This window comes from Mesorhizobium sp. M0514 (assembly GCF_040321145.1).
Taxonomy (GTDB): domain Bacteria; phylum Pseudomonadota; class Alphaproteobacteria; order Rhizobiales; family Rhizobiaceae; genus Mesorhizobium.
The window spans coordinates 21,237-34,719 of record NZ_JAMYQZ010000031.1 but is presented as its reverse complement, the minus strand read 5'-3'; the positions used below and the strand labels follow the sequence as shown (position 1 = coordinate 34,719).

The window sequence follows — 13,483 nt, the reverse complement described above, 5'->3', positions numbered from 1 at the left end:
GCGCGATAGAAAAGTGGAATACGGTATGAGAGACCAAAGTGCGACCGTGGGTAAGAAAGCCAAAGGCTTTGCGCTGTGTCTCACCTACCATCTGCCCAATGTGAGCGGACTGACCCTGTCGGCACACGAAGTGGCGCTCTACGTCAAAAGTCTCGGCTTCCCCGTCAAGGTGTTTGCCGGTCGCGTTCCTGATGACGCCTCGCGCCATGACACGGTCGATGGCCTGGAGGTTTTCCGTACACGCGCGATCTTTAGATTGGGCAAGGCTTTGGTGATGCCCACCTATGCGATTGACCTGTGGCGTTCGCTTGATGACATTGATGTGGTCAATGTGCATTTGCCTTGTCTGGACGCCGCAGCGGTAGCGATCGTGGCGAAGTTGCGCGGACGCAAACTGATCGTCAGCTACATCTGCTGCATGAGCAAGGCGCGACTTGCCGACCGGTTGATGCGCGCGGTTGCCGCCATCCCGCATCTGATCGCCGGCGCGTGCGCCGACACTGTCCAAGTCGTGTCGGAGGATTACGCGGCGCAATCCACTTTTTGCCGCATCTTCCGCTCGAAGGTGAAGACCGCGCCACTTCCGATAGCGCTCAAGCTGTTTCCGGGTGAAGTCTGCCCGCCGAGAAAGGGACTTCCGAAGCCTGAGGGGCGTGTTTACCGCATTGGCTATGTCGGACGGATCGCCAAACAGAAAACCCTCGAGGTTCTTTTCGACGCCATTCCCTACCTGAAGGGCGAACTCGATGCGCCTTTCGTGATCGACCTGATCGGCCCGGCAGCCGAAGTCGTCGGCGAAACCTACTGGCGCGACATCCTTGACATGGCGGAAGCATCTGGGGGAACGGCCCAATATCGTGGAACGCTGACGGGACGTCCGCTCGCGGATATGTACCGGAGCCTCGACGTACTGGTGCTGCCCAGCATGGACAGGCTCGAATCTTTCGGCCTGGTGCAGGTTGAGGCCATGCTTCGACGGGTCCCAGTCGTTGCCTCCGACCTTCCGGGCATGCGGGTTCCAGTTGAGCGAACCGGGATGGGCAGGCTCTTCCGGCCGGGTGACGCCAAGGCCCTGGCTTCCGCTTTGATCGATGTGCTCACCAACGGGCCGGAATATGAGTTGGACCCAACTGCCCTGGACCGGCTCTTTGGCGATGAAGTCGCCTGTGCTCCCTATATCGACATGCTTCAAGCGACATAATCAGCTCACACCTCGGCACGCCCAAACCGCGCAGCCGACCAAGGCGATTGTCCCATGCTGATTTTCCAGTTGCGACGCAGCCGATGTCTGGCACATCATGGCGAGACACTGCCGCCACCGTTGAGCATCACTCTGGTATCCCTTTCAGCACTGACACGCCCGTCCGGACTTCGCGCGAAGGCGTTCGCCGCGGCCGCGTGCCTTGTAATCATCACTATTGGTGCCATGCTGAGACTGATGGGCACCAATTGGGACGAAGGTGCCAACCTTCACCCGGACGAGCGCCATATGACCTCCGTCGTGATGGACTCGATGCGGGCCTTCAATGAGTTCAAGCCCGGGGAGCTGTCTGTCAGCGATATGTGGTTTGCCGCCGGCAAATCGCCGCTTGATCCGCGCAGGAAAGACCGCCTTTACGTCTATGGCGAGTTTCCACATCTTGTCCTCAGCCTGGTGTCGCGCGCCGCGGATGATGGCTGGCCGCAAGTCATGGAACGGGCTCGCACTATCGGGTCCGTCCTCGACGCCTACACCATCCTGGCGGTGTTCCTTTTGTCGGGGCTTATCGTGCGGAGTTCGATCGCCAGCCTTGCCGCCGCAACGCTCTATGCGTTCCTGCCATCGGCTATCCAGCAGTCGAATTTTTTCACCGTCGACGTGTGGCTGACCTCGGCCACCATCTGGTGTCTGCTTGCCGCGACGCTGGTCGTGACGACGAAAGCCAGGCGTTCAGCGCTCGCCTGGACCGTCGTGGCGGGCGGCCTTGCCGGCCTGGCCGCCGCCTGCAAATTGCCTGGCCTGGCCTTGATCGGTGCAGCATGCCTCGCCGCCATGACACGTTATGTCATTGCCGGCGAAAAGCGCAGCTTCCCCGATCTTGTGGCCGGCGTGCTGCTGACCCTCGGTGCCGCCGCTGTCGTGTTCAGGCTTGCCAGCCCGTTCACTTTCCAAGGGCCGGGATTCTTCGGTCTTGTGCCGACTGAGAATTTCATCAAGGGCTACAGGGAGATGAGCAATCTGGTGCTCGACCAGGGCTTTCCCCCGAACTGGCAGTGGTTTGGGGGCTATGGACCTGCCAACGCTCTCGCCGACCTGGCTCTGTGGGGCATCGGCTTGCCGACAACGCTGGCCGTGGGCATCGGCATCGTCGTGGCGATGCGCAATCGGGCGGTCTGGCCAAGGCTGTTGCCCCTGCTGGCCGCTGCTGCAGTTTTTGTCCTCTATTGGCTGACAATCCCGAACCCAGCCCTGCGCTACGTCTCACCTGCCCTGCCCGCATTCTGCGTTCTGTCGGTCCTGGCATTCGCTGCACTATTCTCAAAGCCATGGACCAGCGCAGTCGCGGCACTTTGCGTTGTTTCGGCATGCCTGTGGGGCTACGGGATGGTAACCCTGCACACCACGACCAACAACCGCGTTGCCGCGTCCCGCTGGCTGTGGCTGAACACTGACAAAGGTGTGGTACTGGCTAACGAAACGAATTGGGACGATGGCCTGCCGGTAAATGTGCGTCTGCCAGGGTCCAAGGATCTGACCTGGGCAGGACTGGAAGACCACTTCGTCTTTTCGGTGCTTGGGCTTGAGGCCCCCGATACACGCGAAAAAGCCTTGCAGATGGTGAAAGTCCTCAAAGGTGCCAATCTGCTGATCATTTCTAGCGAGCGGATGCGAAAACCGATCATCGCTCTTCACCAGCGCTTCCCGATGTCGACCGCCTACTATGCGATGCTGGCGGATGGTAGCCTCTGCTTCGAACCGATCTACCGCTCGAAATTGGGCTACCCAGCGGCAGGGTTCCGGTTCGACGACACCGACGTCCAGGAGCCTTGGAGCGTCTACGATCACGCCAGGGTGGAAATCTACCGAAAGCTGCCCTGCTTCGACGGCAAAAAAGTGGAGACGACGCTGCTTCAGGCCTTGCCCAAGGGGTGATGAACAAAGGCTGGCGGGCATCTTCCGCCCGCGAACGCCTCTACGGCAACGGCTGCTGTGTCGATGGCGCGCCGGATCGCGGCGTCCATGTCGATATAAGCATGGCAGCCCAGACGCCCGAAAAATGTGACGCCGGCTTGCCGGCGCGCCAGCGCGACATAAGCCTCTAGAAGCCGCTCATCGGATGCCAGCCGAAGTGGATAGAACAGGGCACCGCCGCGAACCGCCGATTCTGAAAACTCCTTCCAGACGATCGATCGCCGCGATTTGGGCTTCAGCCACGGCGACAGGTGACGGTGCTCGGTCATGCGTGTCCACGGCACGTCGGGGTCAGGAAAGTTCATGACGGGGCAGCCGAGGACGTCGTCGGCGCCGCGAACTTCTTCGAAACGCAGCGTTCGGTAGCCGAGTTCGCCAAGGCGATAATCGAAGTATCGGTCTATGCCACCGCTGTAGAAGGTATGGTCGAAGGTCTCGGTCAATGCTTCAGCGCAGATGCCAAGCCGAACCTCGATATGCCTATGGTCGAGGATAGCAGCCACGATGGCGGTGTAGCCGTCGCGCGGCATCGCCTGCTGGCGATGATGGAAATAGTTGCTGTCGTAGGAAAAGCGTAGCGGAAGACGCTTGAGAATGCTGGCGGGCAGCAATTCAGGTGCGACGCCCCATTGCTTTTCGGTGTAGTGGCGAAAAAACGCGTCGTAGAACTTCTCCCCGACCATGGATAGAGCCTGCTCGCGAAAGTTGGCCGGATTCGCGATCGAGACTTGCAAGGCTTCCATGAAGGTCCTTGCCTCAGCAGGCCCCATCGCGCGGCCGAAGAACTGATTAATGGTTAGCAGGTTGACGGGAAGGGAATAAACCTCGCCGCCGACCGTGGCAAAAACCGAATGACGGTAAGGCATCCACTCTCCGAACTTTGCGACGAATGCCCAAATCTCGTCGTCGTCGGTATGGAATATATGAGGCCCGTAACGATGGACCATGATGCCGGTTTCAGCGTCTTCCGATGTATGGCAGTTACCTGCGAGATGATCGCGCTCATCGACAACGACACATGAATAACCGGCTTCAGCCAACTTCCGGGCGACGACCGCTCCGCTAAACCCGGCACCCACCACCAGAATTCTTCCCAAGCGCTTCCTGCCGTCTATTGTTGTTGTGCTTTTCTCCAAGCTTGTGTTAGCAACCTCAGTGTCTGTGGTCGAGCCTTCCAAGGCACGATCGCAAGCCGCCGCAATCGCCGGCGTTTTCATTGCCGGGAGGTCGCATAGCGCGCTGACGGCCAGATGTGTGCTGGTGTGCCGTTATGCCGATCCTGTCCGTGATCATCCCTGCCTACAATGAAGAGCAGAATATCGAAGGCGCACTCGACGACGTCCTGAAGGATGTCGCCGCCATTGTGACGGATGTTGAAATCATCGTTGTGAACGATGGCAGCAGCGACCGCACTGCCGCGATCGTGAATGACGTCGCTCGGCGCGACAGCAGAATCAGGCTGCAGAACCAGGTCAACAAGGGTCACGGACCCGCTCTCGCCAATGGCCTGGCCCAGGCGCAAGGGGAATGGCTGCTCCTGCTGGACAGCGACCGTCAGGTCTCACTGGGGGAGTTTGCGAAGCATTGGGCGATGACGTCCCAATACGATGCAATACTGGGCCTTAGACGGCCACGTCGCGATCCGTTGCATCGCCTCGTTATCTCGTTCTTCATGCGGCTTCTGCTGCGCGTGCAACTCGGCACGGCGGTGGACGATGCGGGAGCTCCATACAAGCTTGTAAGACGGCAGATTTGGCTGCAGACGAGCAAAATGATGCGCGACGGCTGCTGGATTCCGTCCGTCCTGCTGGCGGCCCATGTGCTCCAGCGCCGCGACGTCCATGCGATTGAAGTGCCAGTCCTGCACCAGGAGCGTCCCCATGGTCGTTCGACGCTTAATCTGCGCAGGCTTGTGCGTTTTTCTCGTGAAGGCGCGGCAGATATCGCTTATTATCGCGAACGCATGAAGATGACGTCGTCGGTCCCAGCCAAATGATCGATGCGGCAAGCGTCGGCTCGGCGCTTCTGTTCTGGCTCACCATAAGCGCATGCGGCCTGTTGGCATGGCCTTTCGCGGCTGCTCTCTTTCCACAAGATGATGATCTGGGCTTTCTGACCGCCAAGCCGCTCGGCTGGCTGGTCGGCGGCTACTGCGCCTGGCTTGCCGCCGTCGCTGGCATTCCATTTTGGCGATATGGGTGGATATGCGGTCTTGTCGGCCTCGTCGCGCTGTGCGCGCTGACATTTCGGACAAAGCCCCGATTGCCGCCACTGACCAGACTTCTGCAATGGGAGCTTGGGTTCCTGGCCCTGCTGATGGTCGGCATTCTCATCAAGGGTAGCGCGGCCGACATTGAGGGCCTCGAGAAGTTCATGGATTTCGGCTTCATCAACGGGGCGCTGCGGGCCTCGTCGATGCCACCTCCCGACCCGTGGTGGATGGGACAGCCGATCAATTACTATTATTTTGGTCACGTCGCTGCCGCATGGCTTATTCAGTTGAGTGGCGTGCCGGCGGACCACGGCTTCAACTTGATGGTCGCAACCGTGTTCGCCTTTGCGGTATCGCTGACCTACCGGATTGTCCGTGGGTGCTTGGGCAAGATGAACGACCGTATCTCGGTTGTGTGCGGGCTCTTGGCGGCATCACTTGTGGCATTCGGCGGCAACTTCCACAGCGTCCTTTATGGACCTTTCCGCGCGCTGTCGCCGACGACTTACAGCCGCGGCTTCTTTTATCCGGATTCGACGCGCTTCGTCGGCTTCGATCCACTTACCGATGATAGGGGCTTCACCGAGATGCCCGCCTACGGCTTCGGTGTCGGCGATTTGCATGCACATGTCCTGAATCTGCCCGTGGCGTTCTTGATCCTTATGATCTTTGCTCGCATCGTCGAGCGCGAAACAGGGACGGCCGCACATTCTGGCCTTCGCTGGCGAGAGGTCCTTATCCTGGCACTGCTTTTCGCGATCTCGGCGATGAGCAACAGTTGGGATGCGGTGTCCTACGGCTTGCTGTTGCCGCTGACGGGGCTTCTTTTGCTGAGGCACCACAAGGGCCGCCGGCTAAGGCTTTTCGTGAAGCTTTCCCTGACTGCCGCGGTGATTGTCGGCTTGGCGTTGGTGCTTGCCTCTCCATTTCTGGTCAGCTTCAAACCGATCGCATCAACCTTGCGCTGGATGGACGGGCGAACTCCGTTTTGGCAACTGGCAGTCCTTTACGGTCATATCGCGCTACCGTGCCTGGCTCTTCTGGTCGGCTTGTTCGTGGCCTTCGGCCGCGACCCCCGCTGGAGAGCTGGAGCCTTGCTGGCGCTATGTGCGCTCTGCCTGATCGCCCTGCCGGAAATCGTCTATGTCAAAGACATATACGGTGCGGATAACAGGCGTGCGAACACCATGTTCAAACTCGCCTTCGAGGCGCAGCCAATTGCGATGATGGCAAGCATGATTTTGATCGGTCTTCTTTTGCAACGGACAGGAGGGATCGCCGCTGTGGCTGCGTTGGTCCTTGCGGCTCCATTGCTGGCGACCCTGTCCTATGCCGACGATATTTACCGATATCGGGTTTTCCCGATGAGTGAGCGCACCTTTACCCTCAGCGGAACCGGCTTCCTGGTGCGCAGTCGCCACGACGATATGGCGCTGATCGAGTGGCTTCGTTCGCAGCGTTCAGACCGTCAAATCATCGTGGTTGAGGCGCCAGGCGACAGCTTCACCCAGAAAAGCAGGCTTTCTGCATTCTCGGGCGTTCCAACGATTGTCGGTTGGCGCGGACACGAATGGCTTTGGCGCGGCGATATTTCCAGCGCCTATCGCCGATATGATGAAGTCGCGGCGTTCTACAATTCGACAACCCTGCGGCAAGCCTGTGCATTGGTCGCAACGTATGGGGTTACGCATGTGGCGATCGGCACTGTCGAGCGGGAGGTGTTCCCAAGCATCAATGTCGACATTTTCAAGCAGCTTGGGCCGATTGTGGTGCAAAGCGGCAACGCAATGATTATTCAGGTGGACCGAGCAAGCTGCGCGAACTGATCCCGGGTTTACCTTTGGTAATGTTGCGTTATGGTTATTTGCGTTCGCGCACTGATTTGGACGGGGGCCGGGTGGGCAGGGTTTGGAGCAGGCAAAGCTGGGGGTGGCTTGGGTTATGTGTAGCCCTGCTTCTGCTGGCAACGACGACCGCTGAAGCTCGCAATGTGCCGGGATCCGCATCCGCGGTGCAATCGCGAATCGACCAGGCTGTCGCGACGTCGCTCATCGACACGACCGCAATGACCGCGCGCGACGCTGCATTGTTTGATCTTTGTCAAAATTATCTGGGCCACGCAAACGCCGATGCCAAGGCGCTGCGCGATCCCTGCGAGTGGGGCATCTCGCTCGGCGGCGGCGTTCGCTATGTCGAAGGTTCCCCGAATGGTTTCGGCTTCGATTTCACCTCAGTGTTCGGAAGCCTTGCCATAGCCCACAAAATCTCCCCGAACCTCACCGTGGTCGCTTCGTTAATTGCTGAGCACGGAAACGGCGATCTCGACTACAACAAGGGCACACTAGATAATCACGGTGTCGGTGGGCTGGCCGGCGTCATCGTCAAGCTGAATGACACGCTCGATTTTAGCGTCCTTGGTGGCGCCGAGTGGCTGAACTACCGCACGACAAGGTCCGGGGGGACCTACAGAGGCGAATACGATGCGATGCGCTATATCGTCGACGCGCAACTGAGGGGAACTCTGAATTCCGCCAACTATTTCATCGAGTACGGAACCGGGCTGCGATACATACGGCAGGACAACGATGCCTACCAGGAAGATTCCGGAGGCATTCCGTTTGCCTCCGTTCCTGGCTCAGGTTTCACGGTCCTGACGGGTTTGGCCGACCTAAAGCTGGGCACGAAGCTGCCGGGTATAACGCCTTATGTGCAGGCTACTGGCTATGTTAATTTTCTCGAAAATACCGATTTTGCCGCATCGTTCGGCACGGTAGCACCGGAAGATCAGACACTCTCCGGCAGGCTTGGAATTGGTGCGGATATCGACTTCTTGGCAGGTCGCCTCTCGGTAGTTGCCGGGGTATTCGCCGATGAGGACGGTTTTCAGGGCGCCGACGGCGGGCTCAAGTTCTCAAAGGCGTTCTAAGGCGTGACTAACGCAGCGACATTCACAGCATCAATAAACACCGACCGAAGCCCCCGGCCGGCCACTGGCGTAGGGATGATGACGGCGCGTGTTGCGCTTTCCTGCGGACTGCTGACCGCTGCATTCTGGCTTTCATCCGAAAAATTTTCGCTGCGGGGTCTGGCTGCCATAGGCGCGGGCAGCATTACGATATGCCTGACCCTGTCAGCGGTGATTCTATTTACACTTGCCTGGCGATGGCGCCACATTGTGACAACGACCGTAGCTGCGCCGATAATCCCATCCATAACGGACTTCGGAGCCTTCACTTGGGTTGGCTTGGCCGTAAATCAGCTGGTGCCATCGGTAGTCGGTGGCGATGCGATGCGGATAACATTGCTGACGCGCTGGGGCATACAGGCCTCCGCTGCTGCCGGATCGGTAATCGTGGACAGAATCTACGGTTTGCTTGGACTGCTGGCCGTTTGCCTGGCGGCTGCGCCGATGCTGAGCGAGACCCTACTTTACCCGGTGGCGATTAGTTCTGCGGTCGTCTTGGCCGTAACGGTTAGCATTGGCCTGACGGCTTGGGGGACTTCCAAGCGTCTGGGCGTGCTGCAACGTTTGTCAAAAACTGTGCTCACCGCCATTTCATGGCGCAGCCTGATGATCGTAGTTCCAATGGCGATGATTGCCCATTTGGCGAACATCGCCATCTTTCTCGTCATCGCGCACGCGCTTGGCGCCGAGGCGCCGATCCTGCCTACGATTGCCGTACTTGCCGCAGTCTTGCTCGCGTCGGTTCTCCCTTTTTCCATTGCAGGCTGGGGATTGCGGGAGTTCGCTTTGGTGAACGCGTTTACCCATCTTGGTTTGGAGCATGATAAGATTGTGCTATCTTCCGTCGCCTATGGGCTTTTTGTCCTCGTAACTCAGGCAGCGGGATTTCTCATGATCCTACGGAGAAAACGCACGTGAGCGCCCGGCTTTGCAGTATTCTGGTTGGTGCGGGGCTGTGCGCCGCGGTTCTGGTAGCGACAGGAGGGGGTGTCAAAGCCCAAACCAACACGCCGACCGACACAGCCACGCCCACCGCAACCAACACCCCAACCGATACTGCAACACCCACTACGACCAGCACGCCTACCAATACTCCAACGGATACCGCCACTCCCACCGCGACCAACACTCCGACCGACACTGCCACACCAACGACAACCAGCACGCCTACCAACACACCGACGGGGACCCTTTCTCCCACAGCGAGCAATACGCCGACCCTGTCGGTGACGCCGTCGGCGACGTCGACGCCGGTCGATGTCGATTCCATTCCCGGCGGGAGTTCGAATTTCAGCGTACCCGCTCTGCTTTTCGTCGTCGTTGGCGCCTTACTGGCACTGCTGCTCTGGGCTAGGCAGTCCGACCAGCGGAGATGACGGTTTCGGACTACCGGCCTGGCAGCGCCCCACGACGTCGGCGCCCTTGGCAGTTGACCATTCTTACCCTGACGGTCCTCTTTGCAGGCTTCGTATTCCTCGAAACGCCGCCAATTGCCGCTCTGTTCGACATCGTCACGAATGGTCTGGCGATCGTTGCTGCCTCGCTGCTTTCTCTCATCGGCTTCGATATGGTTCGTAACGGCGTCGAGTTGCGGGACACACTGTCGGGCCACGCCATCGCCGTCACATCGGCCTGTGACGGTAGCGGCCTTGTCGTGAGTCTTTTCGCAATGACCGCATGGCTCGGAGGGCGAACGGACGCTTTTCCGAAACCCGTTATGGCTATCCTTGCTGCTGTAGTCGTCATCTTCATATTCAACCTCGTCAGGGTGATCGTTCTATTCCTCTCGATTGGAACGCCCACACTGATGCTGGCGCAGCATCTCTACGTCGCTCCTCTGCTAAGTTCGGTGCTGGTTGCCGTGCTTGCATCCAACGCGCGCGGCCTGCGACTGGCGGACATTTTGCCAAGCCTTAAAATCTGGCTCGCCATTGCCTGCCTTGGAGCGCTTGCCTGGTATGCTGTCAGCGACGATGTGAGTTGCACCCTTGCCACGCCGATTTCAAATACGATGCTTGGGCTAATGCCCTTCGGCGTATCGCAAAGCATTGCGTGTTCCGAAGCCGGCGCGCTGCTGACGACGACAGGTGTTCTTGCGCTCGAGCCACCCGCCCTTGTCACGACCGGATTTTACCCGTCGGACTTTACCTTGGCCGCGCCGCTGGTTTTTGCATCGCTGATCGTCGCCTCGCGGGGTGCGGCCTTGCCTGTATCCAAATTGTTCGGACGAATGGTGTTGAGTGTCCTGCTCTTTTGTGTTGCCATAACAGTCGCAGCGCTCACCATCGGCTACGACACGGTGACAGCCGCGCAGACCACCAGCACGTTGTTCAATGGAATTGTCGAGACCTATCATGCGCCGTCGCCGTTTCTGCTTGGAACTCTGAAGGCGACGCAAAATATGGTGGTGCATTTCAACCTTTTCATTCTGCCCTTTGCGGTGGCCGGCAGGTATGAGCCGGCCGCATCGTCTGCGCCATTGACCAGAGGTCCGCCCGATGGTCGACCGTCTCGACGGCGGCGCCGCAGATGACAGCAATGCCGTTGAGCGACCGCCACTTGCGGGAGTGGTTGTGGTTTGTCGTCGGGCTCGGCGCGGTCTTGCGGTTCCAGGGATTGGGCTGGGATCACGGGCTGATCCTCAACCCGGACGAACGCAACATCATCTCCGCCGCTGCACGGCTGTCCTATCCCGACCACCTCGTTTCCGACTTCAGCGCCTATAACGGGCTGGCTCTCTACTTGCCACGTTATTTCGCAGCCCTGATCTCGCCATTGACCGGCACTGCCGGATCCGATCCAGCCTCCATACAGTTTGCCGGACGTGTCCTCTCCGCGCTTTGGTCGAGCCTGACATTGGCTGTGCTCGCCCGCATCGCGTGGCGCAGTTTCGGCCCTCGCGTCGCGCTCTTCGTCGCGATTTGTGCGAGCGTCTCGCCGGCGCTGATACAATCGGCGCATTTCCTGACAACCGAAGCGGGGCTGATCCTTTGCCTGTGCGCGATCATTCAGCTATGCCAATGCTACAGTCGCGGTGAGATCTCCCTCCTGCGCTTCGGGCTGCTGAGCGGCGCGATCGTTGGGCTGGGCTTCGGGCTAAAAACGACAGCGCTGGTGTTTGCGCTGTGCCCAGTCGCCGCCGTTGCCTGCTCTATCCGGGGGCGAGATCAGGTCGTCGAGGCAATCAAGGCAGGGGCCGCCGCGGCCGTCGCGGTGCTCGTGCTGGCGCTCGTCACGACACCACAACTATGGGCTACCCCGGGCGCGTATTTCGATACGATGCGTTTCGAGGGCGGCGTCGTTCGTGGCACCACAGACGTCTTCTGGACTTACCAGTTTGTCGGCACGGTCGGCGGCCTGTTCGAAGTGTCGCAACTGCCATGGCTTCTGGGTCCAATGGTGCCGGCACTGGGTCTGGCCGGCATGGTTGCGCACGTCCTCGATCTGCGGCGCGGCCACAACAGAATTGCGCTGGAATATGTACCAGCATTCGCTTTCACCATCGTTTATGCCGCGATCGTCTGCAGCTGGCACGCCAAGTTCGTACGTTATTTGGCGCCGCTGCTACCATTGCTGATCCTGTTCTCAGGCTATTTCATCAGCCAGCTGCGCGTCGGCAGCACGCGGGCCGGAGTCATGCTGGCCACAGGCCTGGTTACGGGACTGGCCGGCCTGATGCAGGCGACCATCTATCAAAAGCCCGACCCGCGCATCGCCGCCTGGGACTGGATGTTGCCGCGCCTGACCGCAGGCGATGGTGTGGCAGTCGAGCCTGCGGATGTTGGCCCGCCCTATTGGATCCCAAGCGCCACGCCGCTTACGACCAAGATGCTGCCGTTACTGGCTGTTTCATCGCCCGACAAGATCGCTAGAATGGCCGAGGTGCTTGCTGACAGCAGATGGTTGATCGTGGCCAGCCGTCGCCACTATTCGGTGCTTCCAAGGCTCCTCTCCCGGTTCCCCGAAATGTGCCCATACTACGCTGCTTTGTGGTCGGGGAAACTCGGATATCAGCTTGTGGCGACTTTCCGGCGGCGGGCGGCCTTGCCGCCACTGCTAGACCCTACGGGACAGGCGGAGGAAACGTTCACGGTTTTCGACAGCCCGCAGGTCTTCATCTTTGAAAAGACGGTGCCGCTTGCAGTCCCGGCACTTGTTTCGGCAATCAGTGATCCCGCGAGTTGCGCGCCGAAGCACTAAACTGCCTGGATGTAAGCCGCCGTCCCAAGGCCGACTAAGGCAAGGCTGACCGGATCGGCCGCGGCGAACATGACAGGGTCGCCGCCGATTGTGCCGTCGATTGCGCGTCGCCACAGGTGCACGAGCCAGAGGCAGACGACGACCGCCGTGCCCCAGAGCCAAACAGGATCACGATAGTAAAGAACGACGGCATTGCTCCAGGCGAGATACCCCAAAATCGTAATCACTGTGGCAAAGGCAAAAAAACCGGTGCCCGCCAGCAATGAAGACCGGTGCACATGGGTATAGCCCCGACCCAAGAGCATTGTGGCTGGCGTGCTTATGGAAGAAACCTCGTCGATGCGTTTTATCAACGCCAGCGCCATGAATAGATTTACGCTGAGACAGATGAGCCAAGGGGACGGGGGCGTCGCGGTGATCTCGCCGCCGATCAGCAGCCGCCAGACGTAGAGCCCGGTAAGGATTGCGACATCCGTCCCTACAAACCGCTTGAAATAAGCGCTGTATGCAGCGGTGGCGACCAGATACGCAGCGACCTCGATCCCCACCGTGGCGCTGACCCCCGCTGCAGCTAAAGTCAGCGATGCCGCCGCCATCCCGATCGCAGCAGAGAGCGCCTGCTTGGGCCTTATCAGTCGGGCCGCGATCGGACGGTGACGCTTGCGCACATGCAGCCTGTCAAAAGTCGCGTCCTTGATATCGTTGACGATGTAGCCGGCTGAAGCCGCGAGGCTCATCGCGACCATACCGACAACCAGCTTCATGCACATCCCGGCAGAAATCGACGCGTGGGAGAAAATAACAGGTACAACCAGAAGCAGGTTCTTGATCCAATGCGCCGGCCTGATCAGCGAGAACCAAGCTGAAAGACTTGACGCCATCCCCTCGCTATCGGCCGTATCTGACAAACTTCTCCCCTTGGTTTGCTGTCCCA

At 59.5% G+C, this 13,483-nt stretch carries 10 protein-coding genes; 8 read left to right on the top strand and 2 right to left on the bottom strand.

From position 1 onward, the window contains the following. The first annotated feature begins 25 nt into the window (after positions 1–25). Positions 26–1,201: a glycosyltransferase family 4 protein gene (locus tag NKI61_RS15060; protein ID WP_023807601.1), complete on the top strand. Its 1,176-nt coding sequence runs from the start codon at positions 26–28 to the stop codon at positions 1,199–1,201. A gap of 225 nt (positions 1,202–1,426) precedes the next feature. Beyond that, positions 1,427–3,133, top strand: coding sequence for a hypothetical protein (locus tag NKI61_RS15055; RefSeq protein ID WP_031208366.1), 1,707 nt, complete (start codon positions 1,427–1,429; stop codon positions 3,131–3,133). Here the strand turns inward: NKI61_RS15055 and NKI61_RS15050 are convergent. Beyond that, positions 3,112–4,389 (bottom strand): UDP-galactopyranose/dTDP-fucopyranose mutase family protein, encoded by a 1,278-nt coding sequence (locus NKI61_RS15050; protein WP_081725443.1) that lies wholly within the window; start codon positions 4,387–4,389, stop codon positions 3,112–3,114. The genes NKI61_RS15055 and NKI61_RS15050 overlap by 22 nt on opposite strands. Before the next feature lie 53 nt (positions 4,390–4,442). Between NKI61_RS15050 and NKI61_RS15045 the strand changes: the two genes are divergently transcribed. From NKI61_RS15045 to NKI61_RS15020, 6 genes are all read left to right on the top strand, one after another. Then, positions 4,443–5,168, top strand: coding sequence for a glycosyltransferase family 2 protein (locus NKI61_RS15045; RefSeq protein WP_023807604.1), 726 nt, complete (start codon positions 4,443–4,445; stop codon positions 5,166–5,168). Beyond that, positions 5,165–7,210 carry a DUF2298 domain-containing protein gene (locus NKI61_RS15040; RefSeq protein WP_023807605.1) on the top strand — a complete coding sequence of 682 codons (2,046 nt, stop codon included), beginning with the start codon at positions 5,165–5,167 and terminating at the stop codon, positions 7,208–7,210. Before NKI61_RS15045 ends, NKI61_RS15040 begins: the two co-directional genes overlap by 4 nt. 239 nt (positions 7,211–7,449) lie before the next feature. Then, entirely contained in the window at positions 7,450–8,310 is an 861-nt protein-coding gene (locus NKI61_RS15035; RefSeq protein WP_196814094.1) for an autotransporter outer membrane beta-barrel domain-containing protein, read from the top strand. Positions 8,311–8,385: 75 nt separating this feature from the next. Next, positions 8,386–9,267 (top strand): lysylphosphatidylglycerol synthase transmembrane domain-containing protein, encoded by an 882-nt coding sequence (locus NKI61_RS15030; protein ID WP_023807607.1) that lies wholly within the window; start codon positions 8,386–8,388, stop codon positions 9,265–9,267. A gap of 511 nt (positions 9,268–9,778) precedes the next feature. Further along, a complete protein-coding gene (locus tag NKI61_RS15025; protein ID WP_023807608.1) occupies positions 9,779–10,882 on the top strand; it encodes an archaeosortase/exosortase family protein in 1,104 nt (367 codons plus the stop codon). Continuing rightward, complete coding sequence (locus NKI61_RS15020; protein ID WP_081725444.1) at positions 10,879–12,549, top strand: ArnT family glycosyltransferase; 1,671 nt, start codon at positions 10,879–10,881, stop codon at positions 12,547–12,549. Before NKI61_RS15025 ends, NKI61_RS15020 begins: the two co-directional genes overlap by 4 nt. Here the strand turns inward: NKI61_RS15020 and NKI61_RS15015 are convergent. Next, the gene (locus NKI61_RS15015) at positions 12,546–13,457 is read right to left on the bottom strand and encodes a UbiA prenyltransferase family protein (protein ID WP_352839941.1); all 912 of its coding nucleotides are present in this window, start codon (positions 13,455–13,457) and stop codon (positions 12,546–12,548) included. The two genes, NKI61_RS15020 and NKI61_RS15015, sit on opposite strands and share 4 nt — an antisense overlap. Positions 13,458–13,483: the final 26 nt, after the last annotated feature.

Coding starts and splice junctions, on each gene's coding strand:
- NKI61_RS15060 (WP_023807601.1), top strand. CDS start 26: ATGAGAGACCAAAGTGCGACCGTGGGTAAGAAAGCCAAAGGCTTTGCG.
- NKI61_RS15055 (WP_031208366.1), top strand. CDS start 1,427: ATGCTGAGACTGATGGGCACCAATTGGGACGAAGGTGCCAACCTTCAC.
- NKI61_RS15050 (WP_081725443.1), bottom strand. CDS start 4,389: ATGAAAACGCCGGCGATTGCGGCGGCTTGCGATCGTGCCTTGGAAGGC.
- NKI61_RS15045 (WP_023807604.1), top strand. CDS start 4,443: ATGCCGATCCTGTCCGTGATCATCCCTGCCTACAATGAAGAGCAGAAT.
- NKI61_RS15040 (WP_023807605.1), top strand. CDS start 5,165: ATGATCGATGCGGCAAGCGTCGGCTCGGCGCTTCTGTTCTGGCTCACC.
- NKI61_RS15035 (WP_196814094.1), top strand. CDS start 7,450: ATGACCGCGCGCGACGCTGCATTGTTTGATCTTTGTCAAAATTATCTG.
- NKI61_RS15030 (WP_023807607.1), top strand. CDS start 8,386: ATGATGACGGCGCGTGTTGCGCTTTCCTGCGGACTGCTGACCGCTGCA.
- NKI61_RS15020 (WP_081725444.1), top strand. CDS start 10,879: ATGACAGCAATGCCGTTGAGCGACCGCCACTTGCGGGAGTGGTTGTGG.